Here is a 26819-nt window from a genome sequence, read left to right as displayed (position 1 = left end):
CCCGCCCTGACCCCGCCCGCCGTCGCGGCCCGGCACCACGTCTCCGTACGCACGCTCCACACCCTCTTCCGGGCGCGGGAGCGGACCGTGGCGCCGCCGTGCGTACGTCCGGAACGTCGAACCCGGCCGAATCCAGCGAACCCGTCGGGCATGGCTCAGGCGCTGACCACCTCCCGTACCGCCGCCAGGAACTCCTCCGTGCGGGGGTGCGTGGGGTGGGACGGGCGGGCGAGGTAGACCGTGGCGGCGGGGGCGTCGTCGATCGGGACGAAGCGCACCCCGGGGTGGCTGTGGCTCTCCGCCGTGCCCGCGGCGCCGACGCCGAACGCGCCGCCCGTGGCGATGAGGTTGAGCCACTCGTCGACGTTGCGCACCTCGACCGTGCGGTGCGGGCGCTGTGCCGGGGGCCAGAGGTCCACCGACGCGGTGCCGGTGTCCGGCCACAGGGCCAGCGGGAGGGCCGGGCCGGAGGTGAGCTCCGCCAGGCGCACCCGCTCACGGGCCGCGAGCGGATGGTCGTCGGGCAGGGCGGCGACCCGGTCCTCGGTGTACAGGGCCTCGGTGTGGATGCGCGGGTCGGCGGGCACGGTGCGCAGCACCGCCACGTCGGTGTCGCCGGTGGCCAGGCCCGCGGTGCTGTTGTCCTGCCGGACGACTTCGAGCGGCGCGTGCGGCTGCCCCCGCCGCCACGAGCGGAGCAGCGGGACGGTCTGCTGCCCGAGGACCGCGCACGTGTAGCCGAGCCGCAGCGGCCGGTCGACGGCCCGGGTGTCGGCGAGGGCCGCGTCGAGGTGGGCGAGGATGGCGCGCCCGTGCCCGAGGAGGGTCGCCCCGGCCGGGGTGAGGTCCAGCTGCCGGGAGGAGCGGTCGACGAGCCGGACCCCCACGCGGGCCTCCAGCTGGGCGAGCGTGCGGGACAGGGCGGGCTGCGTCATGTGCAGCCGGGCGGCCGCGGCGGTGACGGTGCCCGCCTCGGCGATGGCGGTCAGGGCCTTGAGGTGACGCAGCTCCACATCCATGCGTACGAAGCATAGTCCCTGCCCAGACGGCATTTCCGGGCGCGGAGCGCGATCCGTAGCGTCGGGTCCGCCGGGTGGTTCACCGTTCACCCGGCTTTCCCCGGGGGCGCTCCCCGGGCCTCCCGGTATCGCCGGATCTGCGCATTGCTGGATCTGCGGGTCTGCGGGTCTGCGGGTCTGCGGGTCCGTTGGCCTGCGGATCTCGGCTCGCGATCCCGGGGGGATTCGTCTTCGAGGCATTGGAGGGTGGACTGTGAGGATTCTTCTGGTCGGCGCGGGCGGCACGCTGGGCTCCGCGGTACGCGAGGCGCTCACGGGGCGCGGCCACGAGGTGATCGGCGTCGGCCGCACGGGCGGCGACCTGATCTGCGACGTCACCGACCCGGCGGCCGTGGCCCGGATGTACGCGCAGGCCGGTGCGCTGGACGCGGTGGCCGTCGCGGCGGGCGACGCCGTGTTCAAGCCGCTGGCCGACCTGACGGCGGACGACGTCACGGCGACGTTCCGCGGCAAGGCCGTCGCCCAGCTGGAACTGGTCCGCCAGGGCGCTCGGCACGTGGCGGCGACCGGCTCGTTCACTCTGGTCAGCGGCATCCTCACAGAGGAGCCGATCGTGGCGGGCGCCGCCGCGTCCGCGGCCAACGGTGCCGTCGAGGCCTTCGTACGGGCCGCCGCGATCGAGCTCCCGCCGCAGCGGATCAACGCGGTCAGCCCGACCGTGGCCGAGGAGTCCCTGGCCGCGTACGGGCCGTTCTTCGCGGGCATGGAGCCGGTCCCCGCGGCGCGCGTCGCGACGGCGTACGTCCGCGCGGTCGAGGGCGCGCAGACGGGACAGGTGTACCGGGTGCGCTAGGCGACGCCGAGGGCCCCGGCCCGCGTCCGGGCCGGGGCGCCGCGCCGCCTGTGTGAGGCGCGGCGCGAACGGAAGGCGGCGCGCATTGCGGACACAGGCTGACCGCGATTCCTGGCACTGTGATCACCGACCGAAGGACGCGTGATCCCGAAGCGAGGGCGAGCCAGTGAGGACGAACCAGTGAGCACGAGCCGACGAGCCAGTGAGGACGGACCAGTGCCGTCCTCTCCGCACGGCCGCACCGGAAACCGGCGCGCGGAGGCGGCCCGGTGACCGTGCTCGACGCCCGCGCGCTGGGGCGCGCGACGCTGGCCCGGCAACTGCTCCTCGACCGCGCCGACCTACCGGCCCTCGACGCCGTCGCGCACCTCGGCGGACTCCAGGCACAGGAGCCGCAGGAGCCGTTCGTCGGACTCTGGTCGCGCCTGCGCGCCTTCGCGCCGGGGGAGCTGTCGGACCTGCTCGTCGAGCGGCGCGTGGTGCGCACGCACCTGATGCGCCGCACGGTCCACCTCGTCACCGCCGACGACGCCCTGGCCTGGCGGTCGCGGCACGACGCGATGCTGCGCCAGCGGGTGCTCGGGGTCTACCGCGGCGAGCTCGAAGGGGTGGACCTCGACGAACTCGCCGCGGCGGGCCGGGCGCTGCTGGCCGACGGCGAGCCCCGCACCATGGCCGAACTCACCCGGGCGGTCGCAGGGCGCTGGCCGGACACGGCACCCCGCGCCCTGGGGGAGATGCTGATCGCCGCGCTCGTGCCCATGGTGCAGGTGCCGCCGCGCGGGCTGTGGCGCACCAAGGCGGGCGTGCGCAACCTCCCGCTCTCCGCCTGGCTGGGACGCGCTGCCGCGCCGCCGTCGCCCGCGGGCTCCGATCCGGTCGGTGAGGCGCTGGTACGCCGCTATCTCGCCGCCTTCGGCCCGGCCGCCACGGCCGACCTGCGCGCCTGGAGCGGCCTCGCGGGGCTTCCGGCCGCGGTCGCCGCCGTCCGCGGGGAACTGGTCGCCTTCCGCGACGAGCGCGGCCGGGAGCTGCTCGACCTCCCCGACGCGCCCCGACCGGACCCCGACACGCCTGCCCCGGTGCGCTTCCTGCCCGCGTTCGACAACGCGATCCTCGGCTACCAGGACCGCGGCCGGATCATCGACGACGACCACCGCGGCCTGTCGGTCGCCGGTGCCCGCGTCGTCCTGCTCGACGGCAGGGTCGCGGCGACCTGGACCGTGCGGGACGACACCGTGACGGTCACCCCGCTGCGCCGCGTCTCGCGGGCCGAGCGCGCCGCCGTCACCGAAGAGGGCAGGGCGCTGTCGGCGTTCCTCTCGGACGGGGCCTGCGAGCGCGTACGCATCGCGACGGACTGAGCGTCCCCGCCGACGGCGCGCTGACGCACCGTGGCCGCCGTCCGTCCCCCGACGGTCGCCCGCCCGCCACATCGAGCCGTTCGCCGATTCCCGTCGCCCGTGGCTGTGCCGCTCGGCCGACTTCCGCGCCGCAACCGGGGCGGCACGTGTCAGCCGTGAGGCGCGTGGGTGGCAAGTGCCCCTGGGTTACGACAGGTTGAGGCCACTCGTGCCGACGGCTTCTTGTCCGCGCGGGCGCGGCCTCCGCATGCTCACTCCTCGTGAAAGCGCCCTCGACAGGTGGGCGTTCGCAAGGAGAGTGGGGTGTCACGTCATGAGGCTCAGTCGATGCGGCGGTGTCCTGGCCACCGCGGTGGTCGGTGTCGCGCTCAGCACCGGTCCCGCGCGCGCCGACATACCCATCGGCCGGCCGATGTCCGGCAAGGCCACGTACTACGGCATCAAGGGCTACGGAGCCTGCGGCACGCCCCTCGACCCGACCGCCCAGGACCTGGTCGCCGTGTCCGCCGCCTGGTGGACCGGCCCGAACCCGAACAACGACCCGCTGTGCCGGGGCGTCGAGGTGCGGGTGACGTACCAGGGCAGGACGATCACCGTGCCGGTGCGGGACAAGTGCCCGTCCTGCGCCTCGACGCACATCGACCTCGGCGAGGCCGCGTTCCGCCGCCTCGCGCCCCTGGAGACCGGCGTGATCAGCGGCCTCACCTGGAAGTTCGTACGGTAGACGGCGGCGGGGGCGCGAGTCCGCCCGGCGGACGGAAAACGCGGTGCGGGCGCCGACGTGGCTTGCTACCGTCCCCCGCATGAAGCGCGCAGAGATGACGACGACGCCGGAGAGCATCCCGGCGCGCTGACAGACGTCCTGATCCGAAGCCCCGGGGTGAGTGCCCCGGGGCTTCGTCCTGTGGTCACCCGCCCCTTCCGTCCGCGAGGAGACCGCCATGCCCGACCACCGCAGACTCGGCCGCGAGCTCGGCCTGTTCGACACCGACCCGCTCATCGGCGCGGGACTTCCGTACTGGCTGCCCGACGGCGCGGTCCTCCGGCACACCCTGGAGGAGTACGTCCGCGACGCCGAGCGCCGCGCGGGCTACCGGCACGTGTACTCGCCCGTGCTCGGCAAGCGCGAGCTGTACGAGATCTCCGGGCACTGGGCGCACTACAGCGACGACATGTTCCCGCCGATGGACCTCGGCGGCGAGCAGGTCGTGCTGCGCCCGAGCCTGTGCCCGCACCATGCGGTGATCTACCGGTCCCGCTCCCACAGCTACCGCGAACTGCCGCTGCGCATGGCGGAACTCGGCGGCATGTACCGCTCGGAACTCTCCGGCGTGCTCGGCGGACTGACCCGGGTGCGTGCCATCCAGCTCAACGACGCGCACGTCTTCTGCACCCTCGACCAGGTCGAGGAGGAGGCGCACGCGGCCCTGGACATGATCCGCCGGGCGTACGAGGCGTTCGGCATCACCCCCACCCGCTTCCGTCTCTCCCTGCCCGGCGCCGGAGGCAAGTACGTGGCCGCCCCCGACAAGTGGGAGCGCGCCACCGCCCTCCTGACCGGCGTACTCGACCGCTCCGGGCTCCCCTACGAAGCGGCGGAAGGGGAAGCCGCGTTCTACGGACCCAAGATCGACGTCCAGGTCACCGACAGCGCGGGCCGCGAGTCCACCCTGTCCACCGTGCAGGTCGACTTCCACCAGCCCGAGCAGTTCGACCTGCACTACGTCGGCGCGGACGGCGCCAAGCACCGCCCGGTCATGGTCCACCGCAGCATCATCGGCAGCGTGGAGCGGGCCGTCGCCCACCTCGTCGAGCGGCACGGCGGCGCCTTCCCCGCCTGGCTCGCGCCCACCCAGCTGGCGGTCCTGCCCCTCACCGACGCCGAGATGCCGAACGCGCGGGCGTTCGCCGGGCGCTGCGCCGAACGGGGCCTGCGCGCCGAGGTCGTGGGCCCGGAGCACGGCAGCCTCGGCGCGCGCGTCCGCCGGGCCCGCCTCGTGCCCTACCAGGCCGTCATCGGCCCCAAGGAGGCAGCCGACGACCACGTCGCCCTGCGCCTGCGCGACGGACGACGCCTCGGCCCACGGCCGGACGGCGACGTGCTCACCCGTGTCGAGGCAGTCGTCCGGGCCCGGGGCACCGACCTGTGGGACGAGGGGACTTCGTGACTCCGGGGCACGGGCCGGTGGGCTGTCGCCCACCGCTCGTGCTCCCCTACAGTGCGTGAAGCCCGCACCCGCCCGTGTCGGCGTACAGCCGCTGAACAGGAGCAGCCACGTGGCCACCCACGCCCGCCCCGGCCCGTCCCCGACCGGCCGCCGGATCCCCGAGCTCGATCCCGCCGCCGTCCGGGAGTGGCGGGCCCGGGAAGGGGAACTCGTCGACCTCTTCGCCCGGGCGCGCGAACAGCTCGGCGGCGTCGCCGCGATCGGGCTCGGCCCGCGCCCGACCGTCCTGGTCACCGAGCCCCAGGCCGTACAGCACGTGCTCGCGCTCCACCCCGACCGGTACGTGAAGCGCTCGCACCGCGCCCGGCTCCTGATCGGCGACGGCCTCCTGGCCGCGACGGGCGAGGCGTGGCAGCGGCAACGGCGGCTGCTCCAGGCCCAGTTCACCGGCCGGGGCATGCGCCGCTACGAGCAGCGGATCACCGGGGCCGCCCGGACCACCGCCGCCCGCTGGGCCGCGTACGCCCGTACCGGCGAGGTCTTCGACGTCGGCGACGAGATGCGCCGCTTCGCCCTGGACACCATCTGGCGCTCCCTGACCGGGCACCCCCTCGACCCCGCCACGGAGCGTGAACTGACCTCCGTGCCCGCCGTGGTGGCCGCGCTGCCCAGCCTGCCCGCCGACGGCGCCGACCCCCAGGGGGCCGTCGCCGCCGACCTCGCCCGCATCGACGCCGTGGCGAGCCGCGCCATCGCCGCCGCCCGGGACGACGCGCCCGGCCCCGAAGGGCCTGGCCTGCTGCACGTCCTGGTCGAGGCGGCGGGCACGCGCCCGGAGTACACCGACCGGCTGATCCGCGACGAGCTTGTCACCCTCCTCGTCGCCGGTCACGAGACCACCGCCACCACCCTGACCTGGCTCCACCTCCTGCTGGACCGCAACCCGGAGGCGCGGGAGCAGGCCCTCGCCGCGGGCGCCGAGGGTTCTGCCGCGCGCCGGGAGGCCGTCCAGGCGCTCGTCCACGAGACGCTGCGCTTCTACCCCTCGGCCTGGATCCTGCCGCGCTGCGCCGCGCAAGCCGACGTCCTCGCCGGGTACGAGGTCGAGGCGGACACCGACGTCCTGGTCTGCCCCTACCTCACCCACCGGGACCCCGGCCTCTGGGAGGACCCCGAGCGCTTCGACCCCGGGCGTTTCACCACCCCCGGACGGCGCCCCACCCACCCCGGCAGCTACTACCCCTTCGGCCTGGGGGCCCGGGCCTGCCTGGGCCTGCAGTTCGCCCTCCGGGAGTCGGCCGCGCTCCTCGAACACCTGCTGCCCGGCCCCGTCCCGCGCTTCCACTCCGTCCCGGACGGGTCCGCGTACAGCATCACGGTCCGCCCCGACGGCCCGACCCCGGCGTCGCTGGCCGGGTAGCGACGCCGGGGTCGGGCGCTACCCAGCTAGTGGACCCGGCGCACCGCCACCGCGTTGTACTCGGTCGTCGGCGTGGGCTCCTCGTCGAAGCGGGAGTTGGGCAGATACAGCCGGTCGCCGAACGCGGCGACGGTGGTGGGGATGCGGAAGCGCGGGTCGGTGATCCGCGCGATCGCCGTGCCGCGCAGGCCCGCGGCGTCCAGGTGGAACACGTCCACGGCGTTCTGGAACTGCTGGACGACGTAGAGCGTGCGGCCGAGCAGGAGCGCGCCGTCGCCGTCGGGGAGCTTGCTGCCGCCGAGGTCGACGCGGCGGGCGTCGCCGCTGCGCACGTCGACGCGGTAGAGACTGCCGCCGTGGGCGTGGACGTTGATGACGAGCAGCCCGCGCCCGTCCGGCGTGCGCGCGAGGCCGTTGCTGGTGAAGCCCTGGGCCGGGGCCTCGATCCACTCGCCGCCCAGCGGCAGCGTCACCACGTCACGGGCGGCGGGCAACTCGCCCTTGGGCCCCAGGGGCAGGCCGTACAGCTGCTGCTGCGTGGAGTCGGTGAACCAGGCCGCCCGGGGTGTGAGGACGACGTCGTTGATGAGGCTGGCGGGCCTGCCGACCTCGTACGTGGCGAGGACGCGGCCGCTGCGCCCGGCCACGACGCGCAGCTGGCGCGAGCCGCCGCCGGCGATGAAGAGGCGGCCGCGTCTGTCGCTCTTGAGGCCGATGCTCATCGCGTCCGTCCCCGTGGAGACGGTCTCGCCGCGCCCGGTGGCGAGGCTCGCGCGGTACAGGTCCCCGCCGCCGAGCGAGCCGAACCAGGCGTACGGACCGGGGCCGGTGGCGATGCCCTCGGGCCGGAAGCCGTCCGGCAGCGGGAATTCCGTGGGCCAGACGGCCCGTGCGGGCGCGGCGTCGGCCGCCGTCGCGAGCGGCCCGAGCGCGGCGAGCGCGCCCAGGGCGGCGCCCGCGCCGAGAACCCTTCGACGTGAAGTACCGGAGACGTGCTCTGCCATGGCGTACGTCCTTCCGCGATGGGATCGACCGGCTGCGGCGCGGTCGACGGGCTTACGGAACCACAACCGACGCCGCAGCGGTCGGGGACGGCGGGACGGTCCCGCAGAATTCCGCCAGGAGCAGATACCCGGCCGCGTCGCCGTCGCCGGCCCAGTCGGTGTTGAAGTTGGCCACCAGACGGTGGCGGCCGTCCCGGGTGGTGTAGGCCATGCTCTGCGAGCCGGGCAGGAAGCCGGTGTGACCCCAGACGACCTCGCCGCAAGGGAGTTCGGCGCGGAAGATCCCGAGGCCGTCGTCCTGGCCGTCGCCGAAGTCGGGGGAGGGGACCGTGGTCGTCATCTCGTCCAGCTGGGCCTGGGGGAGGAGCTTTCCGCGCATCAGGGCGGTGAGGAAGCGGTCGAGGTCGCCGGTACTGGTGATGATCTCCCCGGCGGACCAGCCCCAGGACGGGTTGAACTCGGTGATGTCGTGGACCTCGTGCCCCGGGTCGTCGGCGAACTTGGTGTACATGCGCCCGCTCGGCGCCGGAAGGCGGGAGCGGGTGCCGGGCAGGGTGGTGGCGTGCAGCCCGAGCGGCCTGAAGATCCGCCGCTCGGCCTCCGCCGCGTAGCCGCGGCCCGTCGCCCGCTCGACGACCATCGCGGCGAGGACGTACTCGGTGGTGGTGTAGCCCCAGCTCGTCCCGGGCGCGAAGTTCGGCGCGTGCCGCATGGCGAGCGCCACGAGCTGTTCGGGGCGCCAGGTGTCGTAGCGGTGGGCCAGATACTGCTTGCCCTGGAGGTGCAGGCCCGGGTCCTCGGTGTAGTCGTAGACGCCGCTGGTGTGGTTGAGGAGCTGCCGGAGGGCGATCCGGCGGCCGTCGTGCCCGTGGCCGCGGACCACGCCCGGCAGCCACTTCTCCACGGTGTCCGAAAGGCTCAGCCTGCCCTCCGCCTCCAGCTGGAGGAGGACGGTCGCGATGAACGTCTTGGAGATGCTGCCCGCCCGGAACCGGTCGCCCGGCAGGGGCGGGCGCCGCGTGGTGAGGTCGGCGACCCCGCCGTTGCCGTGCCAGGTGCCCCGCGCGTCGTGCGCCTGCGCCAGGACGCCCGGGACCCCGCCCGCGACGGCGGCGTCCACGGCGGCCCGGGTCCGTACGTGCCCCCGGTCCGGCACCTCGGGTGCCGCCGCCCCCGCGGAGGGGGCGCCGAGTCCGCTCGCCGCGACCATCGAGGCCGCCGCCACCACGGCGGCCAGTGAGATCCGTACCGTGCGCATCGCCATGAGAACCTCCCTCTCGCCAGGAAGACTCATGCTGCCCGGGCAGGGGTTGGCACGCCGGTACGGTGCACGCGGAGCAACCCGTCCGGGTGGAGGCCGACCGGCGCACGGGGAGAGGGCGCGCACGCGGGCGCGAGTGGCTCCGGCGGCCGGGTCAGGTCGTGGCGCGGCGGCGGTCGCCGTCGGTGTCGCAGGGCAGTTCGGCCGCGGTGTGGTTGATGAGGAAGTCCCGGTCGGCCTGCCGCTCGGCCTCGCTGATCGCGGTGGGCTCCACGTCGATGATGCCGCCGAAGGGCCGGTCGACGTCCCTGATGATGCACAGCGTCGTCGTCAGGAGCGCCGTGATCAGGGCGAGGGTGATCAGCTGGCCCCGGTTGTTCCGGCGCGGCAGGCAGATGCCGAGGGCCACGACCGTGAGGGTCAGGGTCGCCAGGAGGAACCAGAAGATGGCGCTGGGAATGCTGGCCGTGGCCTGGGTGAGGCGTTCCTCGCGCTCCTCCGACCGCTTGCTGTCCGCGGCGACCAGCATGCCGAACACCGGCTTGCCCTGTACCTCGCCGAAGGCGCGCCGGAAGTCGGTCGACCACACGCTCGGCGCGGCCGACCCCTTCCCGTCCGCCATCGCGGGCCACTCCTGGTGGCGGACGGCGCGCGCGTAGCAGACGGCGTCGGCCTGGACCCGGGCCCGCTGCGCCGCGGGCGCGTACTCCGCGGTCTCGACGAGCTGGTCCAGGGCACGGGCCTCACCACGGGAGGCGACCTCGGCCTTCCCGTACGAGCCGGATGCGGTGACCAGGACGAACGCGAGCAGCAGCACCGTCAGCGTCAGGAGAGGCCCGACCAGGTCCTTGACCGCCATGCCCTCGTTGTCGTCGGCGGTGATCAGCCTGGGCCGCAGATGGCGATTCGCCAGGAGGCCCGCGAGCAGGGCGAGAACGGCGACGACGATGACGAGAACCACGGACGCGTACCTCCGGGACGGCGGGCCCGGATGCCCGGGGCGTCATGATCATGCCCAGGCCCGGAGGGCATGCCACCGCGGCGGCGGGCGTCCCCACGAACGGGGTACGCCGCTTGGGCCGAAGGGACCGGCGCGGCCGTGCCCCGGTGTCAGGGCAGGAGCACCTCGCAGGCGTTGAGCGCTCCCGTGCCGTCGGTGCCGGTCCAGAAGACGACCAGGCGGCTGCGCCCGCTGCCGACGTCGATCTGCACTTCCACGGCGGGGGCGGCGAGGCTGTTCTCGGGGAGCGTGTACACCGTGCCGATGGGGTCGTTCCCGGCCCGGACCGCCTCCACGTCGACGGGGGCGATGTTGAGGCGTCCGGCGCCGTCGACGCCGGTCCAGGCGATGTAGAGCGAGCTGCCGTAGGGGAGGAGACGGGACGGCTCGCAGATGCTCGACTGCGCCGAGCGGGCCACCGTCGGCGATTCCGTCGTCGGCACGGGGGACCGGGTGAGCGCGAAGCACAGGGCGCCGTCGGCCGCGGTCCAAGCCCACAGGGCGCCGGGCTCGTTGAGACCACGGTTGCGGACCGGGCCCCGGGGGCTGCCCAGGAAGGGCAGGGGCAGCGCTTCGTCGAACGTCATGTCCCTGGCCTGGGCGAAGGCGACGCGGCCGTTCTCGTCGAGCACGTTGACCCGGTGGCGCTGGAGCCAGGACAGGTCGGGGCCGCTCGTCGCGTTGAGCTGCCCGCTGCCCACCGGGGTCTGCTCGGTCATCTCCCCGGTCAGCCGCAGGTCGTCGGTGAGGGCGAAGTCACCGACGTGCACCAGGCGTCGCTGTTCGAGCCCGGTCCAGGCGAGGCGGGCGGTACGTCGGGGCGACAGCTGCGGCAGGAAGACCGGGGCGTAGTCGGACGCCGCGCCCAGGATCGTCTTCTGCAGGCTCGATCCGGCGAACTGAAGCCGCGGGCCGATCACGTTGGCGAGGGTGATGTTGCGGCTGTTGCGGTTGCCGCGCCAGGCGAGGAGCGGGACGTTGTTCGGCTGGTACACGGTCGGCGCGGCCGTGCTCGTGGCGTCCCACCACGTCATCTTGTCCCGTACGCCGGCCGCTACGATGCGCGCCCGCCCGCGGCGCGACGGTCGGCGCGGTGCGGGGGAGGGCGCCGCGGTGGCGGGCGCGGCCAGGGCGATCGGGCCCGCGGCCAGCACGGCGGCCCCCGCTCCTCTGAGCAGCGAGCGGCGGGACGGTGAGCGAGGTGTCACGAGGTTCCCCCGTTGTCTGGGTGGCGTGTGCACACAGCATCCGCGGGGGTGGCACGGGGGACAAGGGAGTGTTCCGCTCAGCGGACCGGCGCGTCCAGGAGCCGCAGCGCGTCCACGGCCGCCGGTGACAGCGCGGAGGGCCGAAGCTCCGCCAGGGGTATCCAGCGTGCGGCGTCGGTCGAGCCGTCGGTCTCCGCGACCGTGGCGGCGCCCGCCTTCAAGGTGACGGCGTAGAAGAGCCCCACGAGGTGCCAGTCGACGCCCTGGCGCCGCACCGCGTACGAGCGTGCGTCCAGCAGCCTGGCGTCGAGGAGTTCACGCCCGGTCTCCTCCAGCAGCTCCCGCGCGAGCCCCTGCGCGGGCTGCTCGCCCGGGTCGATCCCGCCGCCGGGCAGGTGCCAGAGCCCCGGCGCGAAGACGGGCGACGCGGCGGACAGTCGGGCCAGGAGCATCCGCCCGTCCTCCACCACGACGGCGTAGGCCGAAACCCGGGTCTGCGGAGGAGTGTTCATGTTCGCCTACCTGGTTCTCTCGCTGTGCCGTCGTCGTGGGGCGGGGCGGAGCGGGAGGGCCGACCCGGCCATGATCTTCTCCTGCCGTGGGCCCGACCGCACGCAGAACGAGGGAGGACGCCGGGCCGATCCACGTGCGCTGCGGTCTCCGCGGGGTAGCGGGCGTGAGGGGCGCGGCCCCCGAGGGCGGCCTGACGCGGATCGCTGTCGTCCCGCGCCGACCGCAGCCATCTGCGCAAGCGCCGGATCAGAGCGGTCGTCCCGGAGAGGGCGGGCCGGGCAGCCCACCCGGAGAAGCGCGGGAGCCGGGCTCAGTCGGCCGCCCCGCTCTCCGGGAGTCGTCGCCGCTCCGCCGCCACGAGCGCGCTCGCGGTGAGGTGGTTCATGGGATCGGACGCCGCGGTCATGAGCCGGGCGGCGGTGGCGTCGACGGTGTCGGGCGGTATGACGAGCAGGTCCCAGCGGCGCAGGTTGTGGGAGAAGAGCCGGATCGAGTACGGGTCGCACCCGGAGACGAGCCAGGCGGCCCGCACGGTGTGGCCGGGCACGCGCAGGCTGCGGGGCGCCGCCGACCAGGTCTCGCGGTGCGAGGTGATGCGGGTGACCCGTCCCTTCTCGGTGGCGAACGCCGCGGCGAGGCCCGGAAGTTCGGCTTCCAGGTCGTTGGAGCGGGGCCACCAGGCACCGCAGACGGGGCCGGGCGGGAAGCTGGGCGGTCGCAGGGCGAGCCGGGCGGGCGGAGGCGGGGTGGAGTACTGCGGGCGTGTCGGGGGACGGTTGTGGGCGTTGGGCGCGTCCATGGCGCGATCCCTGTCCCCGGGCAGCCGCGCGGCGGCCCGGCATCTTCGTACCGCGGGAGTGGTGTCGGCGGGGCGGCACGCGGTGAACTCCCGGCTCCTCCACGGTACTCCGCGCGGGCCCGCATCCCCTGAATTGCGGTCCGCGCCCCAGGGCCGAGGCCTGCGTTCGTGCCGGGATCATGGACCGGTCCTGCCCCGGCGATGCCGTCCCGGCCAGGAGTATGGTGAAGGAACCGAGGGTTCCCAGGCATCGGCTTCGGTGCCCCTGCCGTTCTCGGCGATCAACGACGCCGGGTCCGCCGCTACGGCGCCTGGGACAGGGTGCGCCCGATGACGAAGCATGCGCTCAGGCTGGTCTGTGAGCGGCCCCATCCACTGAGACGGCAGCAAGGCCCCTCTCCCTGGGAGGCGGAGCGGGTCCGCCCGTTGACCCGGTGCCAGGTCACCGACCACCTTCCGGAGCTCGGCGTCCTGTACGCCGCCAACTCCGGCACCGCCCCCTGGGAATGGGACCAGCTGCGCCGGGCCTTCCTATGGCGTCTGCGCCTCGACATGCGGCGTCCCGGATTCTCCCTGCTGATCGCGGAGAATTCGGCTACGACGGCGTGTGCCTACGGGTTCCCCCTCAGCGCGGGGCTCTTCGCGATACGGGAGATCGTCGTACGGCCACGGGTGCGCGAACTGTCCCCGGAGCGCGACTGGAACCTGGCCCGGCGGCTGCAACGCCGCCTGCTCGGTGACCATGGAGGCGTCACCGGCATCACCGTGGCCTCCCGGTCCGACCTGCGGACCCTGGACGCGCTGCGGTCCTGGGGCTGGCGGGACGTCGCGGCCGCTCCCTACGGCGGACCCCTGTTCGGCCCGTGCCGCATACTGCTTCTCGACCCGTGAGGGGCCGTGGCCGGCGCGTGGTTGGTCCGTGGTCGGGCCGTGGCCGGTCTTGAGCGGCGTCACCATCTGGCCATCCTCCGGCCGGCCCGCCGCGCGGCACCCTGGACGCCGGTGCGTCCCCGCTGGCAGGGGCGGTGCGACGGATGGCGCAAAACTCCCCGGCGGCGGTGTGGGTCGCCGCGGGGTGTGCTTCGCTCGGCTCCGGCGGCCCGGCGACGACGGCGGGTCGTCGAGGTACGGGTCCGGCTGTCGAGGTGCGGGCCCGACCGGATCGCAGACCCCCAGGGGAGGGGTACCGCCGTGTCCGTGGACCCCCGCTCGTCGCCGTTGTCCCTGCCGCCCGTCGTCGCCTCCCGGCTGACCGCGTGGGCCGACGGACGGTCCGGGCGCCGCGTCCTGGCAGCCGCGTCCTGGCTGACCAGCCCACTCTCGCCGGACGACTACCTCGGCCTGCTCGATCCGCTGTGGTCGGCGCGGCACCCCGCGGGCCGGGTCACCGCCGTGCTCCCGGAAGGACCGGCGGCGGCCACCCTGGTGATCCGGCCGGGCCGGGGGTGGCGCGGGCACCTGGCCGGGCAGTACCTGCCGGTCGGCGTCGAGATCGACGGCGTACGGCACTGGCGCACGTACTCGATCACCTCACCGCCCGCCGAAGCGGTCGCCATCACCGTGAAGGCGCAGCGGGGCGGCCGGGTCTCCCCGCACCTGGTCCACCGGACCGGGTCGGGCACCGTGCTCCGACTCGGCCCGGCACAGGGCGAGTTCGTGCTGCCGCAGCCGCTGCCGGAGCGGCTGCTGTTCGTGACGGCGGGCAGTGGCATCACCCCTGTCATGGGGATGCTGCGCACCCTGGCCGGCCGTCCCGGCCCCGTACCCCACACCGTGCTCCTGCACAGCGCGCCGTGGCCGGAGGAGTGCCTCTTCCGGGCCGGACTCGCGCTCCTGGAGACGCAGGTGTCCTGGCTGACCGTCCATCTGACGTACACGCGTACGGACGGTCGGCTCACCCCGGACCGCATCGCGGAGCTCTGCCCGGACTGGCGCCGACGGGATGCCTGGGTGTGCGGTCCCTCCGGGCTGCTCGACGCGGCCGAGAGGAGCTGGACGGCCCAGGGCGTACGGAAGCGGCTGCGCGTGGAGCGCTTCCGGCTCGCGCCCCTGCCGCCCCGGGGAGGCGACGCCGTCAGCGCGCCGGTCCGGTTCGCTCGCAGCGGTGTGGAAACGGACGCGGGGCCTGCCGTGCCCCTGTTGGAGGTCGGCGAGGCGGCGGGCGTGACGATGCCGTACGGGTGCCGTCGCGGCATCTGTTTCGGCTGTCTCGCGCCGCTCGCCGCGGGGCGGGTGCGGGATCTGCGGACCGGTGAAGTGCACGCTGAACCAGGTGAGTTGATCCAGACCTGCGTCAACGCGGCCGCAGGCCCCCTCGCCCTCGATCTGTGACACGACCGGTTCCCCGAGGGGATCCGGCCGACGAGCGGTCCCGCCGGACCGCACCACACCCCATGGAGACACCATGCCCACGACCGTCGCCCCCCTCAGCGATCCCGCACCGGCGGCGCCGGACGCCGACCGCACCGAACAGCTGGGCCGCGAACTCGACCGGCTCCGCGCCGAGGTCGTCGCGGCGCGCGGCGCGGACGACGCCCGGTACATCCGTACGGTGATCGCCGTGCAGCGCGGCTGTGAGGCGGGCGGCCGGGCCGCCCTCGCCGTGTCCCTCTTCCCACCCGCCTGGATGGCGGGCACCGCCCTGCTCGCCATCGCGAAGACACTGGAGAACATGGAGCTGGGCCACAACGTCCTGCACGGTCAGTGGGACTGGCTGGCCGACCCGGCGATCCACTCCACCACCTGGGAGTGGGACTTCGCCAGCCCCGCCGACGCCTGGAAGCGCACCCACAACCACCTGCACCACACGTACACCAACGTCGTCGGCCGCGACCGCGATCTCGGCTACACGATCCTGCGCATGAGCCCGCACCAGCCCTGGCGGCCGTACCACGCGCTCCAGCCCGTCTACGCCGCGCTGCTCGCGCCCGTCTTCGAGTGGGGGATCGCCCTGTACGACCTGGAGGCCGACGCCGTGACGCAGGGACGCAAGAGCGTGCGAGCCTTCCTCCGCGACGCGTCGGGCCTGGCGCGCAAGGCCGTGCGCCAGGCGGCCAAGGACTACGTCCTGTTCCCGCTCCTCGCGGGCCCTTCCGCGCTGCCCTGCCTCGTGGGCGCCCTCACCGCCAACACCGCCCGCAACATCTGGGCGCACACGGTCATCTTCTGCGGCCACTTCCCCGGCGAGGTGCAGACCTTCACCGAGGAGCGGCTCGCCGACGAGACCCGCGGCGAGTGGTACGTGCGGCAGATCCAGGGCTCGGCGAACATCGAGGGCGGCCCGCTCCTGCACGTCCTCACCGGCAACCTCAGCCACCAGATCGAACACCACCTCTACCCCGACCTGCCCAGCAACCGCTACGCCCGGCTCGCCCCGCGCGTGCGCGAGATCTGCGGCCGCTACGGACTGCCGTACGTCACCGGGCCGTTGTGGCGCCAGTACGCGTCGATGTGGGGCCGCGTGCTCCGCCACGCCCTGCCGTCACACGCGGGCCTCGGGAGCCGGGATGACGGAGGTGTCGAACGTGCCGTCGACGATGCGCCGGGCGAAGTCCGTCAGGTGTAGGTGGTGCGAGCGGGCGTACGACCGGAACGCGATGAAGGCCTCGTCGACCGAGGTGTCCCAGCGCTCGGCGAGCACCCCCTTGACCTGCTCCACCAGGATTCGGCTGGTGAGCGCGGAGTTCAGCTGGGCGTTCTCCACGTGCGACTGCTCCAGCGTGCGCTGCTGCAGGATCGTGATGGTGGCCACGTCGGCGAGCGCCTGGGCCAGAGCGATGTCGTCGTCACCGAGTGGGTGCACGGAGGTGTGGAACAGATTGAGGGCGCCCACCACCCGGTCACGCAGCCGCAGGGGGATGGCGTGTGTGGCCACGAACCCGATCTCGCGGGCCCGTGGCGTGAAGTGGGGCCAGGCGATGGCCGCCTCGGGACGCCTGAGGTCGATGTTCGTGCGGGGCTCGCCCGCGCGGAAGGACTCCACGCAGGGGCCCTGGTCGTGCTGCCGGGCGAACAGTTCGAGGAGGCGGGTGTGCTCGTCCGAGGCGGCGATGACCTGAAGTTCACCGCGGGCGTCGGCGAGCAGGATCCCCGCGGCGGCTACGTCCAGGAGTTCCACACAGCGTGTCGAAAGCCGCTGCAGCAGGTCGAGGACGTCGAAGTCGTCGATGAGTGAGTCCGCGATCTCGACGAACACCCTCGCGAGCCGCTGTTCCCGGGCCATGCCGATCATCCCTCTCCACCGTCGGGCGAATGAGGCCCGTTCCTATCGTCGTCGAATCGCAGCCGTCGGGCCACGACATCGTCTGCTACGTCACCGACAGGGCGCTCACTGCCGAAGGCGAAGGCGCGCAGCCGCACCAGGGCTTCCACCATCGAGACACCGAGTTGGACGCTGATCATTCCGGTCGCCTGGTGGACGACGGCTCGGTGCAGACCGTCGATCGGCCACAACTGCCCGTCGTCACCCGTATTACCGCCATGCGTGGGACCGTTCCCGTTCATCAGGGCTGCCGTCAGGGCCGCGGACAGCGTGTTCGCGTCCAGGAGTTGCTGGTTGCTGAGGCCGTGCTCCCCGTCGCACAGCAGGGTCAGTATCCCGAGCCGTGCGGCGCCCAGGCCGAGGGGGAAGCAGCACACTCCACGTACTCCGAGCCGCTGTGCCGCGGGCAGCAGCGCGGGCCAGCGGTCGGGGCGCACCTGGCTCAGGACCGGTTCCAGTACGGGCGCTCCGGCGTGTGCGGCGTCAGGGCCCGGTCCCTCGCCGAGCGTGAACTGCAGTTCCTCGAACTGGAGGCTCAGCTCGGGGAAGGACCAGAGCGGCTCCGGCGTGCGGGTGCCGTTGAGGGTTGCCGAGGACTTGGGGAAGACGGACACAGTGACGCCCGCGACCCCGAGCGCGCGCACACTGGTCTCGGCGGGATCGCCGTTGCTTCCGGGGCGCAACGATCGCAGCGCCTCGGCCATGCCGTCGCTGGTCACCGGTTTCCGTTCCACCGAGGCCGGGGCCTCCCCGTGCGGAACTCCTGCCGACACTGACCGTACATCACGCGTCACCGTTGTGAGCGGCCCGCCGACTCGGCCCGGGGAGGGCGGCCGTGCCTTGCCAGGCGTCCTGGGCACTCGGGTATCCGGGGAACCGGTCGATGAGACCGCCGGCCCGGAAGACCAGCCGGGTCGCAGGGCGCGTGTAGACGAGCCGGACCCAGCCGTGCCGGGCCCGGCAGTCGGCCCAGGTCTCGTTCAGCGGCCTGAGGACGCTTCCGTCCATGAAGGTCACCTCGGTGAGATCCACGATGAGACAGAGTCGTCCGGCACCGGCACGGGCGAGGCGCAGGTCGTGCTCCAGCGGCGCCACGGTGGTCAGATCCAGCTCGCCCCGGGCGCGGACGAGACGGCAGTCGTCGAACAGTAGGGGAAGAGCGGGCCGGTCGGACGACTTCGAGGGGTCGGGATGAGGGCTCATCCGTCCCATCTCCTCAGGAAGGTTGCTGCTTCGCGTTGCGCAGAGCCTCTGTTGCGCTGGGCGGGATCCACGGAGAGGGCCGGGTCTGGGGCGACCGTGTGGTGAGCGTACTGGGACACGGGGCGGCGCCGTCGGGGCCGTCACTCTTCCGTGAGAGCGGCGGTCATCAGACGCGGTCCCTCCCTGTCGTCGGTCAGGTGCGGTACGACCAGCAGGTCCCAGCGCCCGGCGCCGGGCGCGAGCAGACAGACCGTGGTGGGGGCGTGCACGGCGGAGTTTCCGTGCAGGTGGAGCACCTGGCCCGCGCAGAGCATCCGGCCGGGGAAGGCGGACCAGGTGGCGGTGCGCACGGTGACGTGGACGATCTGCGTCCAGGTGTGCGGCAGCTCGCGCAGCAGGCGCGGAAGCTCGGTGACGAGGTCGTCGGTGCGGGGCCACCAGACGCCGTCGATGCTGCGGGGACCGCCTCCGGCGGGTGCCAGGCGCAGCCGGGTGAGGGGGTGGGGGGCGACGAGGGGTGCGGTCATGTTGATCTCCCTGGGAGTACGGCGAGGCGGGGTGCTGTGCGGGCATGCGCGGCGGGCTGCGGCAGGCGGCGGTGACGTGCTTCGGGCCGGGCCGGGCGCGGTGGGGCGGCAGGGTCAGGGGTGTGCTGTCTCGTCGGCATGGGTGCGGCGCGCCTGCGACCCGCTGTCGATCAGCCAGGTGTGCGGGGCCGGTGTCGTCGGGCGGGTCCGCAGGGTGTTGACCGTCAGGTGCAGCCGGACGCCGTCGCCCTCGCTGCCGGTGGGGTAGCTGCGGGGCTCGTCACAGAGAAGGCGCTCGCGCAGGACCTGTGTCACCTGCCAGGCCGCTTCGGGGTCGTCCGCGACGATGCGGACCTGGACGCTGCCGTCGGCCATGGGGCGTGCGTCACCGCCGGTGCCCGGTGCGGGATACGGAGTTCGTGCGGTGATCACCGGCATGGTGTCGACCTGTCCCCGAACCCGTAGGTGCTGAGCCCGGTGCTTCGGACCGAGAGGGCGACCGGCAGGGAAGGCGGTCGAGAAACGCTCCCAGTGGCTATGAGCCTACTCCTGTGGCCCGCCCCACCACGATTGCGTGTACGGACCGGCCGTACGGGTCACGCTCCGTACGCGCGGCGGCCAAGAGTAGGCTGGAAGAACTGAGGTGTCCTCGCCACTCAGCGGCCCCACGCGTACGTGCTCGACCGTGGTGGTCACTGCACCTGGGAGGTGTGCCATGAGTGACGATCCGGCCGGTCCTGTCGTTCTTCCGACGGCATCCGGAGCCCATCAGGCGTTTCCCGGCGCGACCCTGCTCAGGATGGCGACGACGTCGCGGCGTGACGGCACCTTCGACGGAGCGTGGTGGCCCAGGTCGCGGAACCTCGGCGCGCAACTGCCCGGCCTGATCCGCGCGTTGACCGACAAGCTCGGTGCGGTCGCCCGGATCGGCCTGGACGCGGGGGCGTGGGACGCGCACCTCCACTCGGTGGCCGTCGATGGCCACCTGGTCCGTATCGACTGGTCCGAGGTCGACGACCACACCATGCTCGTCACCCGCGGCCACCAGGACATCTTCTCCTTCCTGATGCTCCCGTGGTACGCCGACGAGCGGGCCGCCCACGCCGCCATGACCCTGGCCGTACAGGACGGCAACAGCGCGTCGGCCACGGAGATCCTCGCCGCGACCGGTATCCCCGCCCGCTGACCCGGCGACTACAGCTCGTCGAGGCGCCAGTGCTGGCTGGTGTCGCCGGTGTCGTCCTGTTGGACGATCTTCGCGCCGTCCGCGGTGGAGCCGGCCGCGACGCCGAGGACCTTGCCGCTGTGGACGTTGACGAGTTTCACGTAGCCGCCACCGGTGTCGGTCAGGCGCCACTGCTGGTTCGCGCCACGGGTGGCGGGCCACTGGATGACGGGGGCGCCGGAGGTCGTGGACTCGCTGTGGACGTCGATGTGGTGCCCCGAAAGGGAGTTGGCGAACGTGGTGAGCCCGTGGGACAGGGTGGTGCGGCGCCACTGCTGATTGGCCTTGCCGTGGCGGGGCCACTGGATGAGCTGCACGCCCTGGGCGGTCGACTCGTCGGGTACGTCGAGGGCCTTGCCGCTGCGCCGGTTGGTGAGGACGTAGGTGCTCTGCAGGGCGGCGGCGAAGCCGATGGGCTTCGGCGTCGTCTGGTGCAGGTCGAAGACGACGATCTCGTTGCGCCCGGTCCGCAGCCAGGGCGCGGGGCAGTACAGGCGCTGCTGCGGGCCGACGGACCAGTAGCGCCCGAGGTGGTGGCCGTTGACGAAGACCACGCCCTTGGTCCAGGCGGACATGTCCAGGTAGGTGTCGCCGGTCCTGTCGAGGCTGAGGGCGGCGCGGAAGAAGAGGCCGCCTCTGTCGCGGTCGCTGATGGCCGGGCGCAGTGAGGCCACGAACTTCTCGTCGACGGGCAGCGCATGGGTCTGCCACCGGGTGAGCGGGCCGTCGAGCGCGCCGGCGTCGGACAGTGACACCTGCCCGGTGATGCCCTTGCGGTCGACGTAGTGCCCGAAGTTCACCCGGCCCAGACCCTCCACCAGGATGTCGAGCGTCGGGCTCGCGTCCGCGTCGCCGAGGGCGAGGCTGCTGCCGGTGGTGACCTTCAGCGGTCCGGCGTACGAGGGCCAGATCGCGACCCGGCTGAAGCCGCCCTGGTAGGCGCCGTCGAGGAACACCGTGGCGTAGTCGTGCACGCCGGTGACGTGCAGGGTCGCGCCGCCGTAGCCGGACAGGGGGCGGCGGTAGAGGACGAAGCCCGAGTTCTGGCCGTAGGTCTCCATGGGCTGGGCGGTGACCGTCCGGGACGCGGGCAGCGCCGGGGGGAGGTTGTCCCACAGCGAGGCGTACGCCTCGGGTGTCACCGGGCTCGGGGTGATGGTGGGGATGGCCGCGGGAAGCGGGGGCAGCGGTTCGTCCACATAGCTGTCGATGAGGGAGCGGTACGCGGTGTAGCTCGCGGTCGGGCGGCCCTGCTCGGTGATCGCCGCGCTGTAGTCGTAGCTGGTGATGTCGGGTGTGTAACCACTGCCGTCGTCCGCGGAGTTGGCTCCGGCCCAGTAGCCGAAGCTCGTGCCCCCGTGAATCATGTAGATGTTGAACGACAGCTTGGACCGCATGAGGCCGTGCAGGACCGGGGACTTGTCCTTGCCGATGCCGCCGAATCCGCTGTCGCCCCACGCCGTGAACCATCCGGCCCAGGACTCGCCGATGAACGCGGGCACCGCGGGGAAGGCGCGGCGGCAGTCGGCGATGGCGGCGGCGTCCCCGTCGGACAGGCCAATCGCCCCGCCGGGCACGTTGGTGCGGTTGGCCTTGACCTGGGCCAGGCCGTCCTGGGTGTAGAACGGGCCGGGCACGCCCGCGTCCAGCCACGCCCGGCGGATCTCGTCGACGTACGTGGCGTCGTCGCCGAACGAGCCGTACTCGTTCTCGATCTGCACCATGAGGACGGGGCCGCCGTTGGCGACGAGGAGGGGCTCGACCACCGGCGCGATCTTGCCGATGTAGCGGCGGACGGCCGCCATGTAGTGCGGGTCGGCCGCCGCCCGTACGCGGATCTTGGCCGCCGGGTCCCTGAGCAGCCAGGCGGGCACACCGCCGAGGTCCCACTCGGCGCACACATAGGGCCCGGGGCGCAGCAGCACCCACATGCCCTCGGCCTGGCACAGCCGGACGAACGCGGCGAAGTCGCGCCGGTCCGTGGTCAGGTCGAAGACGCCGGGGCGCTCCTCCAGGTAGTTCCACATGAGGTACACGCCGATGGTGTTCAGGCCCATCGCCTTGGCCATCTGGATGCGGTGGCGCCAGTACCGCACGGGGATGCGGCACGGATGCAGTTCTCCGCTGCGGATCTGGAAGGGCTCCTTGTCGAGCAGGAACTGGCTGCCGTCCGCGGAGAATCCGAACGTGTGGTCCGCGGCGGCCAGGGGGCTCCTGGCGGCCGCGTGGCCCTCGGTGCCCCAGGTGGCGGCGAGCGGGGTGAGGGCGCTGATGATCAGGAAGTCGCGTCGATCCATGGGGCGCTCCAGGGGGTGAGGAGAAGTCTCTGGCCCGGCGAACGTGGAGTGACGTCAGCTGCCTGGCGGCAGTGTGGGATTACGGTAGGGCGTGTTCGAGTGTGTTGGAAGGGGTGTGGTAATGGTTGTATGCCGTACCGTCAGATCCTTTTGGGGCCCGGCGAGTTGACGGGACGCCGCCCCGGCGGACGCTGCACGGCGACGGCCTGGGCGGCGATGGTCCGCACGGCGGCGGCGCGGGCGGTCATGGCCCGGGCGGCGGCGGCCCGTACGTGCTCCGCTCGTGCCTCAGGGCGTGTTCGGCGGGTCCTCGCGCCGGCCCCCGCCCGGGCCCTCCGGGTCGCGGCGGTGGACCAGGACCTCGTCGACCCCCGTGATGTGGAGCACCCGGCGGACCGGCTTCGAAGCCTCGATCACGGTGATGCGGCCGCCCGCGTCGCGGCAGTGCCGGTGGTGCGCGGCCAGGGCGTTGATCCCCGACGAGTCGATGAAGGCGACGTCGGTCAGGTCCAGCTCCACGCGGCGGTGCAGCAGGGGTGCCAGGGCCGCCCGCAGGGAGGGCGCGCTGGCGATGTCCAGATCTCCGTGTACGCGTACCAAAGCGGGGTCGAACCCCGAAACGATGTCCACGCGCAGGGACGAGGGAGAGGCGGCGGCCATGGTGGTGCCTTCCGGAGATACACGGCGGTGCCGGTCAAAGACCATGCATACGGTAGTGATACCCACCGGGCCCGAGCATTTCCTTGGCGCAGACGTACCGGAAAGGCGCAAGTGAAGGGGGCGAGCGGACGCGTGACTGAACTGCCTTCGAACGGCCTTACGGTCGTTCGATGGGTGAGCGACGGTGTGCCGCGGGTGGTGCCGCGCGTGCCGCGGCGCCGCTCGGGGTCTCCCGGGAGCGGGCGCCGCGGCCCCGTGTGCGTCAGATCCCGTCGTCAGGGCGCTTGTTGATCTTCAAGCTCTTGGGGATGGCGGGCAGCAGCCGCTGCTTCGACGCCACCTCGCGGAGGGTGCGGGGATCGGTGAACGTCTCCTGGCGCGCGGGGCGGAAGGTGAGGGCCGGACCGTTCTTGCGCAGGTTGCCGCCCTGGGGCGCGGGCCCGTCGAGGGCGGGGAGGCGGTAGGAGGGGGCCTTGCGCAGGGCCTGCTCCAGGAACGCGGCGGTGAGCTGCGCGGCCTGGGCGCGGGCGGCGGCCGGGGAGGCGACCTTGGAGGCCTTGCAGGGGCCGATCCCGCCGCCCTTGTCGGTGGCGGCGAGATTGGTGTTGATCATCCGGTGGCCGGTCCCCGCGAGCAGCACGTCCGCCGCGACCTTCGTCGAGCGCGACTTCGCGAGCGCCTTCATCGTCGAGCGCCCCGCCTGCGGGTCGACGTCCTCGTCGCAGGCGCCCCGGATGTTGAGGACGGGGACCTTGTGCGGCGCGGGTTCGGCGTTCTCGGCGGGCTCGATGGCCACGGCGCCGAAGAGCCCGGCGCGCTGGGCCGCCTTGGGGGACAGGACGTAACCGCCGCCCCGGCTGTGCCCGACGAGGCCGACGCGGGAGGTGTCGACGCGCCCCTTGACCCCGGGGAGCTTCAGGCCGTGGTCGACGCCCTTGTTGAGGTCGGAGAGGAGCCGCAGATGGGCGCTGATCAGATCGGTGTAGCCCTTGGTGGGGTCGGTCTCGCCGCCCCACCAGATCTCGGGGGACACGACGTCGATGGACACGGCGACGAAGCCCTTGCGCGTGAGCGCCTGCACGACGTGCGACAGGCCCGCGTTCTGGCGCAAGTAGTCCGGTCCGAGGCCGCGCTCCGGCTTGCCGGGCTTGGCGCAGACCAGCGGCCAGTGGGCCTTGACGGGGTTGCGGGCGACGACGTCGGACGCGTCCTTCGTGGTCACGCAGTTGTGGTGCGTGCCGTGCAGGACGACGACGACCGGGTGGGGTCCCTTGCCCTTGGGCATCCCGAGCACGCCGTGGACCTGGGACGGATTGCCCGCCGTCCTGCCGCCGGTGATCTTGAGGAGCCCGGGGGCGAGGCGGTAGCTGGTCAGGCTCGCCGCGTTGCCGGTGCTCCCGGCGGTGGCGGTCGGCCGCGCGGACGCGGGGTCGCCGGGGGCCGCTGCCCGGGCGGCGGCGGTGCCGCAGGTGAGCGTCAGGGCGAAGGCGGCGGAGGCGGCCGTGAGGTGCGCCGCCCGACGGGTTGCAGTGGTCATGGCTGAGAGGACGGTGGAAGGGGAGGGCGCGTTCCCCTTTTCGCGACGCCATGTTTGCCGGAACCGGTCGCTCCGGCCGGGACTCCATACCTGGTCAGCACCATGATCCCGCGTGATGCTTGACCCCTCTTAGAGAGGTCTCTAAATTTAGGCCATTCTCCAACTCTCTGGAAGGGGCGTGCGCGGATGCTGCCGGTCGAAGGGGGACTGCGTGAGCGGCACAAGGCCCGGCGGCGGAGCCGGATCCTCGAAGCGACGCGCGAACTCCTCCGGGAAGGCCAGGAGTCCGTCATCAGTACCGAGCGGATCGCCGAGCGGGCGGAGGTCGCCCCGGCCACCGTGTACAACCTGATCGGCCCGCGCGAGAGGATCTGGGAGGCGCTCGCCGAGGGCTTCATGGACGAACTGGAGCACCGCCTGGCGGCGGCGGAGGACGGCGGTCCGAGGGAGGTCGTCCGGTCGACCGTCGAGCTGTTCGTGGACGACCCGGTGGTGTCGCGGCGCATGGTGCGCGCCTGGGAGGCGAGCGGCCTCGTGTTCGCCCGCAGCCCGCTCGTCCAGCTCCGCCGGGCGCTGGCGGACGCCCGGGCGCGGGGCGTGCTGCGCGCCGACGTGGACACGGACGCGCTGGCCGCCGCCGTCGGCACCTCGTGCGTGGGCGCGCTCCACCAGTGGGTCGCCGCCCTGATCGACGACGACCGGTTCCTCGCACGGGCCCTGTTCGCTCTGGACGTCGTGCTCGCCGCGGCGGCCGCTGACCCCCACCGCGACGCACTCCTGTCGCCGCTGCGGGCCGGGGGCGCGCGATGACGGCCGGTGCCCTGCCCCGGCGGTTCGTGGGCCGTGACGGGATCCGGCTCGCCGCCGACGTGTGGGGCGAGGCGTCCGCGCCGCCCCTCCTGCTGCTGCACGGCGGCGGCCAGACACGGCACGCCTGGGACCGGACGGGACCCCGCCTCGCCGCGCTGGGCTGGCGGGTCGTCGCACCCGACCTGCGCGGGCACGGCACCAGCGGGTGGTCGCCCGACGGTGACTACGACCTCGACCTGTTCGCCGACGACGTACGGGCGCTCGTCGCCGAGCTCGCCGGGCCCGACGAGCGGCCGGTGGTCGTCGGCGCCTCGCTCGGCGGCCTGAGCGCGCTGCTCGCCGCCGGAGAGGCGCCCGTGGCCGCGGTGCGCGCGCTGGTGCTCGTCGACGTCGCCCACCGGCCCGATCACCGAGGAGTACGCCGGATCATGGAGTTCGTGCGCGCCCGACCGGACGGGTTCGCCAGCGTCCGGGAGGCGGCCGATGCGGTGTCCGCCCATCTGCCGCACCGCCCCCGCCCCGACGACCCCGACGGGCTGCTCAAGAACCTGCGGCGCCACGGCGACCGCTGGGTCTGGCACTGGGATCCCCGGATCCTCGACAGCTTCGAGGGCCGCACGGACCCGCCCGGCAGGGCGGAGCGGGTCCTCGCCGCCGCGCGCCGTGCCGAGGTGCCGATCCTGCTCGTACGCGGCGGCGTCAGCGACGTGGTGCGCGAGGACATCGCCGAGGAGTTCCGCGCCGGGGTCCCGCTCGCGCGGAGCGTCGACGTGGCGGGCGCGGGGCACATGGTGGTGGGCGACCGGAACGATCACTTCATCGATGCGGTCGTCCCGTTCCTGGAGGGGCTCGCCTGACGGGGGAGCCGCCCGGAGCCGCCCGGGGCGGGGCTACCGTGGAAGCCCCGCCCTCCCTCGATCGGTGCACGGCATGGACCCTCTGGCTGAGCTGGACGCCCGCGTCACGGAGTGCGCGGCCTGCCCGCGCCTCGTCGCGTGGCGCGAGGAGGTCGGGCGGGTGAAGCGCGCCGCGTTCCAGGACTGGACGTACTGGGCCCGGCCGGTGCCCGGCTTCGGGCCGCCGGACGCCTCGCTGCTCGTCATCGGGCTCGCGCCCGCCGCGCACGGCGGCAACCGGACGGGCCGGATGTTCACCGGCGACCGCTCCGGCGACGTCCTGTACCGGGCGCTGTACGACCTGGGCCTCGCGTCCAGCCCACTGGCGGTGTCCCTGGACGACGGGCTGACGCTGCGCGGCGTACGGGTGACCTCACCGGTGCACTGCGCGCCGCCGGACAACAAGCCGACGCCGGGGGAGCGGGACACCTGCCGGCCCTGGCTCGTGCGGGAGCTGGAGCTGCTCGCGCCCCGGCTGCGGGCGGCGGTGGTCCTCGGGGCGTTCGGCTGGCAGGCGGCCCTGCCCGCGTTCGCGGCGGCGGGCTGGCAGCTGCCGAGGCCGCGCCCGCGCTTCGCGCACGGCGCCCGCGTCACCCTGGAGCGCGCCGCACCGCTCGCGGACGGCCCCGGCCCGGTCACCCTGTACGGCTGCTTCCACGTCAGCCAGCGCAACACGTTCACCGGTCGGCTGACCCCGGACATGCTCCGCGACGTCCTGCGGACAGCGGCGGGCGAGGCGCGCGTGCCGCCCTACGCCCCGCCCGAGTCCCCGCCGTCCGCGCGCGGTTGACCGA

Annotated in this window: 27 protein-coding genes; 12 read left to right on the top strand and 15 right to left on the bottom strand. The window is 73.6% G+C overall.

The annotated features are described in order from the left end of the window. Window positions 1-155: 155 nt before the first annotated feature. Entirely contained in the window at window positions 156-1019 is an 864-nt protein-coding gene (locus tag C9F11_RS02495) for a LysR substrate-binding domain-containing protein (RefSeq protein WP_138957687.1), read from the bottom strand. 253 nt (window positions 1020-1272) lie between these two features. Between C9F11_RS02495 and C9F11_RS02490 the strand changes: the two genes are divergently transcribed. From C9F11_RS02490 to C9F11_RS02470, 5 genes are all read left to right on the top strand, one after another. Further along, on the top strand, window positions 1273-1872 hold the full coding sequence (locus C9F11_RS02490; protein WP_138957686.1) for a short chain dehydrogenase: 600 nt from the start codon (window positions 1273-1275) through the stop codon (window positions 1870-1872). 269 nt (window positions 1873-2141) lie between these two features. Continuing rightward, window positions 2142-3236 carry a winged helix DNA-binding domain-containing protein gene (locus C9F11_RS02485; protein ID WP_138957685.1) on the top strand — a complete coding sequence of 365 codons (1095 nt, stop codon included), beginning with the start codon at window positions 2142-2144 and terminating at the stop codon, window positions 3234-3236. A gap of 313 nt (window positions 3237-3549) precedes the next feature. Next, on the top strand, window positions 3550-3960 hold the full coding sequence (locus C9F11_RS02480; RefSeq protein WP_138957684.1) for a cysteine/serine endopeptidase inhibitor: 411 nt from the start codon (window positions 3550-3552) through the stop codon (window positions 3958-3960). Between the two features lie 178 nt (window positions 3961-4138). Beyond that, window positions 4139-5404, top strand: a complete 1266-nt coding sequence (thrS, locus tag C9F11_RS02475; protein WP_346347444.1) for a threonine--tRNA ligase — start codon at window positions 4139-4141, stop codon at window positions 5402-5404. Window positions 5405-5513: 109 nt separating this feature from the next. After that, on the top strand, window positions 5514-6824 hold the full coding sequence (locus C9F11_RS02470) for a cytochrome P450 (RefSeq protein WP_138957682.1): 1311 nt from the start codon (window positions 5514-5516) through the stop codon (window positions 6822-6824). Window positions 6825-6850: 26 nt separating this feature from the next. Here C9F11_RS02470 and C9F11_RS02465 read toward each other — a convergent pair whose 3' ends face one another. The 6 genes from C9F11_RS02465 to C9F11_RS02440 form a co-directional block, all read right to left on the bottom strand. Further along, window positions 6851-7828 (bottom strand): SMP-30/gluconolactonase/LRE family protein, encoded by a 978-nt coding sequence (locus C9F11_RS02465; RefSeq protein ID WP_138957681.1) that lies wholly within the window; start codon window positions 7826-7828, stop codon window positions 6851-6853. A gap of 52 nt (window positions 7829-7880) precedes the next feature. Beyond that, a complete protein-coding gene (locus C9F11_RS02460; protein WP_138957680.1) occupies window positions 7881-9092 on the bottom strand; it encodes a serine hydrolase domain-containing protein in 1212 nt (403 codons plus the stop codon). Between the two features lie 151 nt (window positions 9093-9243). Further along, on the bottom strand, window positions 9244-10050 hold the full coding sequence (locus tag C9F11_RS02455) for a DUF4239 domain-containing protein (protein ID WP_138957679.1): 807 nt from the start codon (window positions 10048-10050) through the stop codon (window positions 9244-9246). Between the two features lie 149 nt (window positions 10051-10199). Beyond that, complete coding sequence (locus C9F11_RS02450) at window positions 10200-11297, bottom strand: hypothetical protein (RefSeq protein WP_138957678.1); 1098 nt, start codon at window positions 11295-11297, stop codon at window positions 10200-10202. 77 nt (window positions 11298-11374) lie between these two features. Further along, complete coding sequence (locus tag C9F11_RS02445; protein WP_138957677.1) at window positions 11375-11809, bottom strand: NUDIX domain-containing protein; 435 nt, start codon at window positions 11807-11809, stop codon at window positions 11375-11377. Between the two features lie 311 nt (window positions 11810-12120). Then, window positions 12121-12609 (bottom strand): DUF5994 family protein, encoded by a 489-nt coding sequence (locus C9F11_RS02440; protein ID WP_138957676.1) that lies wholly within the window; start codon window positions 12607-12609, stop codon window positions 12121-12123. 330 nt (window positions 12610-12939) lie between these two features. Here C9F11_RS02440 and C9F11_RS02435 point away from each other — a divergent pair, with 330 nt between their 5' ends. The 3 genes from C9F11_RS02435 (at window position 12940) to C9F11_RS02425 (ending at window position 16174) form a co-directional block, all read left to right on the top strand. Further along, window positions 12940-13500, top strand: a complete 561-nt coding sequence (locus C9F11_RS02435) for a hypothetical protein (protein ID WP_138957675.1) — start codon at window positions 12940-12942, stop codon at window positions 13498-13500. Window positions 13501-13896: 396 nt separating this feature from the next. Continuing rightward, a complete protein-coding gene (locus C9F11_RS02430; protein WP_138965924.1) occupies window positions 13897-14940 on the top strand; it encodes a ferredoxin reductase in 1044 nt (347 codons plus the stop codon). Window positions 14941-15013: 73 nt separating this feature from the next. Further along, window positions 15014-16174 carry an acyl-CoA desaturase gene (locus C9F11_RS02425; protein ID WP_138957674.1) on the top strand — a complete coding sequence of 387 codons (1161 nt, stop codon included), beginning with the start codon at window positions 15014-15016 and terminating at the stop codon, window positions 16172-16174. Here the strand turns inward: C9F11_RS02425 and C9F11_RS02420 are convergent. The 5 genes from C9F11_RS02420 to C9F11_RS02400 form a co-directional block, all read right to left on the bottom strand. Further along, complete coding sequence (locus C9F11_RS02420; RefSeq protein ID WP_138957673.1) at window positions 16091-16840, bottom strand: GAF and ANTAR domain-containing protein; 750 nt, start codon at window positions 16838-16840, stop codon at window positions 16091-16093. The genes C9F11_RS02425 and C9F11_RS02420 overlap by 84 nt on opposite strands. Then, a complete protein-coding gene (locus C9F11_RS02415) occupies window positions 16837-17589 on the bottom strand; it encodes an ANTAR domain-containing protein (RefSeq protein WP_138965922.1) in 753 nt (250 codons plus the stop codon). The genes C9F11_RS02420 and C9F11_RS02415 overlap by 4 nt, the downstream gene beginning before the upstream one ends. A 64-nt stretch (window positions 17590-17653) precedes the next feature. Next, the gene (locus tag C9F11_RS02410; protein ID WP_249401559.1) at window positions 17654-18073 is read right to left on the bottom strand and encodes an STAS domain-containing protein; all 420 of its coding nucleotides are present in this window, start codon (window positions 18071-18073) and stop codon (window positions 17654-17656) included. Between the two features lie 140 nt (window positions 18074-18213). Then, on the bottom strand, window positions 18214-18600 hold the full coding sequence (locus C9F11_RS02405) for a DUF5994 family protein (RefSeq protein WP_138957671.1): 387 nt from the start codon (window positions 18598-18600) through the stop codon (window positions 18214-18216). A gap of 114 nt (window positions 18601-18714) precedes the next feature. After that, window positions 18715-18975, bottom strand: coding sequence for a hypothetical protein (locus tag C9F11_RS02400; RefSeq protein WP_138957670.1), 261 nt, complete (start codon window positions 18973-18975; stop codon window positions 18715-18717). Between the two features lie 424 nt (window positions 18976-19399). On the opposite strand from C9F11_RS02400, the gene C9F11_RS02395 reads away from it, so the two are divergent. Continuing rightward, window positions 19400-19786, top strand: a complete 387-nt coding sequence (locus C9F11_RS02395) for a DUF5994 family protein (RefSeq protein WP_249401558.1) — start codon at window positions 19400-19402, stop codon at window positions 19784-19786. A gap of 8 nt (window positions 19787-19794) precedes the next feature. Here C9F11_RS02395 and C9F11_RS02390 read toward each other — a convergent pair whose 3' ends face one another. From C9F11_RS02390 to C9F11_RS02380, 3 genes are all read right to left on the bottom strand, one after another. Then, window positions 19795-22122, bottom strand: coding sequence for a beta-galactosidase (locus tag C9F11_RS02390; protein WP_171075615.1), 2328 nt, complete (start codon window positions 22120-22122; stop codon window positions 19795-19797). A 288-nt stretch (window positions 22123-22410) separates the two neighbouring features. Then, a complete protein-coding gene (locus C9F11_RS02385) occupies window positions 22411-22782 on the bottom strand; it encodes an STAS domain-containing protein (RefSeq protein WP_171075614.1) in 372 nt (123 codons plus the stop codon). Between the two features lie 262 nt (window positions 22783-23044). Beyond that, the gene (locus C9F11_RS02380; protein ID WP_138957667.1) at window positions 23045-24319 is read right to left on the bottom strand and encodes an alpha/beta hydrolase; all 1275 of its coding nucleotides are present in this window, start codon (window positions 24317-24319) and stop codon (window positions 23045-23047) included. A gap of 186 nt (window positions 24320-24505) precedes the next feature. Here C9F11_RS02380 and C9F11_RS02375 point away from each other — a divergent pair, with 186 nt between their 5' ends. From C9F11_RS02375 to C9F11_RS02365, 3 genes are all read left to right on the top strand, one after another. Further along, window positions 24506-25129 carry a TetR/AcrR family transcriptional regulator gene (locus C9F11_RS02375; protein WP_138957666.1) on the top strand — a complete coding sequence of 208 codons (624 nt, stop codon included), beginning with the start codon at window positions 24506-24508 and terminating at the stop codon, window positions 25127-25129. Then, entirely contained in the window at window positions 25126-25986 is an 861-nt protein-coding gene (locus C9F11_RS02370; RefSeq protein WP_171075613.1) for an alpha/beta hydrolase, read from the top strand. Before C9F11_RS02375 ends, C9F11_RS02370 begins: the two co-directional genes overlap by 4 nt. Before the next feature lie 73 nt (window positions 25987-26059). Then, the gene (locus C9F11_RS02365) at window positions 26060-26815 is read left to right on the top strand and encodes a uracil-DNA glycosylase (protein WP_138957665.1); all 756 of its coding nucleotides are present in this window, start codon (window positions 26060-26062) and stop codon (window positions 26813-26815) included. Window positions 26816-26819: the final 4 nt, after the last annotated feature.

The sequence above is a fragment of the Streptomyces sp. YIM 121038 genome, assembly GCF_006088715.1.
Classification (GTDB): domain Bacteria; phylum Actinomycetota; class Actinomycetes; order Streptomycetales; family Streptomycetaceae; genus Streptomyces.
This window is presented reverse-complemented; position numbering and strand designations above follow the sequence as displayed.

Excerpts from the sequence above, each read along its gene's own strand:
- C9F11_RS02480 (WP_138957684.1), top strand. The coding sequence starts at position 3,550 with ATGAGGCTCAGTCGATGCGGCGGTGTCCTGGCCACCGCGGTGGTCGGT.
- C9F11_RS02370 (WP_171075613.1), top strand. The coding sequence starts at position 25,126 with ATGACGGCCGGTGCCCTGCCCCGGCGGTTCGTGGGCCGTGACGGGATC.
- C9F11_RS02405 (WP_138957671.1), bottom strand. The coding sequence starts at position 18,600 with ATGACCGCACCCCTCGTCGCCCCCCACCCCCTCACCCGGCTGCGCCTG.
- C9F11_RS02365 (WP_138957665.1), top strand. The coding sequence starts at position 26,060 with ATGGACCCTCTGGCTGAGCTGGACGCCCGCGTCACGGAGTGCGCGGCC.
- C9F11_RS02440 (WP_138957676.1), bottom strand. The coding sequence starts at position 12,609 with ATGGACGCGCCCAACGCCCACAACCGTCCCCCGACACGCCCGCAGTAC.
- C9F11_RS02435 (WP_138957675.1), top strand. The coding sequence starts at position 12,940 with ATGACGAAGCATGCGCTCAGGCTGGTCTGTGAGCGGCCCCATCCACTG.
- C9F11_RS02495 (WP_138957687.1), bottom strand. The coding sequence starts at position 1,019 with ATGGATGTGGAGCTGCGTCACCTCAAGGCCCTGACCGCCATCGCCGAG.
- C9F11_RS02410 (WP_249401559.1), bottom strand. The coding sequence starts at position 18,073 with ATGAGCCCTCATCCCGACCCCTCGAAGTCGTCCGACCGGCCCGCTCTT.
- C9F11_RS02390 (WP_171075615.1), bottom strand. The coding sequence starts at position 22,122 with ATGGATCGACGCGACTTCCTGATCATCAGCGCCCTCACCCCGCTCGCC.
- C9F11_RS02400 (WP_138957670.1), bottom strand. The coding sequence starts at position 18,975 with ATGGCCGACGGCAGCGTCCAGGTCCGCATCGTCGCGGACGACCCCGAA.
- C9F11_RS02380 (WP_138957667.1), bottom strand. The coding sequence starts at position 24,319 with ATGACCACTGCAACCCGTCGGGCGGCGCACCTCACGGCCGCCTCCGCC.
- C9F11_RS02375 (WP_138957666.1), top strand. The coding sequence starts at position 24,506 with ATGCTGCCGGTCGAAGGGGGACTGCGTGAGCGGCACAAGGCCCGGCGG.
- C9F11_RS02420 (WP_138957673.1), bottom strand. The coding sequence starts at position 16,840 with ATGATCGGCATGGCCCGGGAACAGCGGCTCGCGAGGGTGTTCGTCGAG.
- C9F11_RS02445 (WP_138957677.1), bottom strand. The coding sequence starts at position 11,809 with ATGAACACTCCTCCGCAGACCCGGGTTTCGGCCTACGCCGTCGTGGTG.
- C9F11_RS02385 (WP_171075614.1), bottom strand. The coding sequence starts at position 22,782 with ATGGCCGCCGCCTCTCCCTCGTCCCTGCGCGTGGACATCGTTTCGGGG.
- C9F11_RS02460 (WP_138957680.1), bottom strand. The coding sequence starts at position 9,092 with ATGGCGATGCGCACGGTACGGATCTCACTGGCCGCCGTGGTGGCGGCG.
- C9F11_RS02465 (WP_138957681.1), bottom strand. The coding sequence starts at position 7,828 with ATGGCAGAGCACGTCTCCGGTACTTCACGTCGAAGGGTTCTCGGCGCG.
- C9F11_RS02425 (WP_138957674.1), top strand. The coding sequence starts at position 15,014 with ATGCCCACGACCGTCGCCCCCCTCAGCGATCCCGCACCGGCGGCGCCG.
- C9F11_RS02395 (WP_249401558.1), top strand. The coding sequence starts at position 19,400 with ATGGCGACGACGTCGCGGCGTGACGGCACCTTCGACGGAGCGTGGTGG.